This is a genomic window from Methylobacterium sp. B1 (genome assembly GCF_000333255.1).
GTDB lineage: Bacteria > Pseudomonadota > Alphaproteobacteria > Rhizobiales > Beijerinckiaceae > Methylobacterium > Methylobacterium fujisawaense.
In genome coordinates, this window is record NZ_BACT01000667.1 from 1 (window position 1) to 1,832 (window position 1,832).

At 71.5% G+C, this 1,832-nt stretch carries 2 protein-coding genes; both read left to right on the forward strand.

Features of this window, described 5'->3' with window-relative positions; all coding sequences use genetic code 11:
• Positions 1–165 precede the first annotated feature (165 nt).
• Positions 166–756: an aldehyde dehydrogenase iron-sulfur subunit PaoA gene (paoA, locus tag I53_RS19710; protein ID WP_043353837.1), complete on the forward strand. Its 591-nt coding sequence runs from the start codon at positions 166–168 to the stop codon at positions 754–756.
• A complete protein-coding gene (locus tag I53_RS19715) occupies positions 753–1,703 on the forward strand; it encodes a xanthine dehydrogenase family protein subunit M (RefSeq protein WP_043353839.1) in 951 nt (316 codons plus the stop codon). Before paoA ends, I53_RS19715 begins: the two co-directional genes overlap by 4 nt.
• The last annotated feature ends 129 nt before the right edge of the window (positions 1,704–1,832 follow it).

Sequence of the window (1,832 nt, forward strand, 5' to 3'; positions counted from 1 at the left end):
TTGAACGTGGCGTCGATCGCTAAGGGCCGGACCGTGCCGCGCAGGTTCAGGTCGCCGGTGATCCGCGCCGTGGTCGGGCGGGCCGACGCGCGTCGGCGGCGGCGCCGGCCCGGAGACCGAGACGCGCCGTCCCTGCCCTTGTGATCTGAACCGGAGAGAAACTTGATGGTGGGAGCTACCGCCGCCGCGCCCCAGGACCGGGGTGCCGGGACTTCACAGACCACCGCACGGACCGACGCGCCGGTCCTCGCCACCGTCACCTTCACGGTGAACGGCGAGCGGCGCACGCTGGACCTCGACACCCGCACCAGCCTGCTCGACGCGGCACGCGAGCACCTGCACCTGACCGGGTCCAAGAAGGGCTGCGACCATGGCCAGTGCGGCGCCTGCACGATGATCGTCGACGGGCGGCGCATCAATGCCTGCCTGACGCTCGCGATCATGCACCAGGGCGCCGAGATCACCACGATCGAGGGGCTCGGCCAGCCGGACCAGCTCCATCCGATGCAGGCGGCCTTCGTGAAGCACGACGGCTACCAGTGCGGCTACTGCACGCCGGGCCAGATCTGCTCGGGCGTGGCCGTCCTCGAGGAGATCAAGGCCGGCATCCCGAGCCACGTCACCGTCGACCTCAATGCCGCGCCCCGGGTCACCGAAGCCGAGATACGCGAGCGCATGAGCGGCAACATCTGCCGCTGCGGCGCCTATTCCAACATCGTCGAGGCGATGACCGAAGTCGCCGGGGGGCAGGCATGAAGTCCTTCACCTACGAGCGCCCGAGCACGCCCGCTCAAGCCGCCGCCGCCGTCGCCGCGACCCCCGACGCCAAGTTCATCGCCGGCGGCACCAACCTCCTCGACCTGATGAAGCTGCAGATCGAGACCCCGCGCCACCTCGTGGACGTGAACGGCCTCGGCCTCGACACGGTGGAGCCGACCGCGGAGGGCGGCCTGCGCATCGGCGCCCTGGTGCGCAACACCGACCTCGCGGCCCATCCGCGGGTGCGCAAGGATTACGAGGTCCTGAGCCGGGCGCTGCTGGCCGGCGCCTCGGGCCAGCTGCGCAACAAGGCGACCACCGCCGGCAACCTGCTCCAGCGGACCCGCTGCCCGTATTTCTACGACACGGCCCAGGCCTGCAATAAGCGCCGGCCCGGCTCGGGCTGCTCGGCCCTCGACGGGGTCAACCGGCAGCTCGCGGTGATCGGCGGCAGCGACGCCTGCATCGCCACGCATCCGGGCGACATGGCGGTGGCCATGCGGGTGCTCGACGCCACCGTCGAGACGGTCGATGCCGCGGGCACGGAGCGCCGGATCCCGATCGCCGAGTTCCACCGCCTGCCCGGCGACGCCCCCGAACGGGATACGAACCTCGAGCCCGGCGAACTCATCACCGCGGTGACGCTGCCGAAGCCGGTGGCGGGCACGCATATCTACCGCAAGGTCCGCGACCGCGCCTCCTACGCCTACGCGCTGGTCTCGGTGGCCGCCATCCTCGGCAAGGACGGGACGGGTCACGTCGCCTTCGGCGGCGTCGCCGCCAAGCCCTGGCGGGACGCGGCGGCCGAGGCCGACCTGCCGAAGGGCGCGAAGGCCGTGACCGACCGGGTCTTCGCCGACGCCAAGCCCACCCCCGAGAACGCCTACAAGCTGAAGCTCGCCGAGCGGACCCTCGGCGCCGCGCTCAACCAAGCGAGGGCCTGAGCCATGAAGTTCGACACCCCCGCCGGCCCGAACCCGATCGACCGGCTCAAGGTCGTGGGCCAGCCCACCGACCGGATCGACGGCAAGTACAAGACCACCGGCACCGCCCCCTACGCCTACGAGCGCCAC

Coding starts and splice junctions, on each gene's coding strand:
- paoA (WP_043353837.1), top strand. CDS start 166: ATGGTGGGAGCTACCGCCGCCGCGCCCCAGGACCGGGGTGCCGGGACT.
- I53_RS19715 (WP_043353839.1), top strand. CDS start 753: ATGAAGTCCTTCACCTACGAGCGCCCGAGCACGCCCGCTCAAGCCGCC.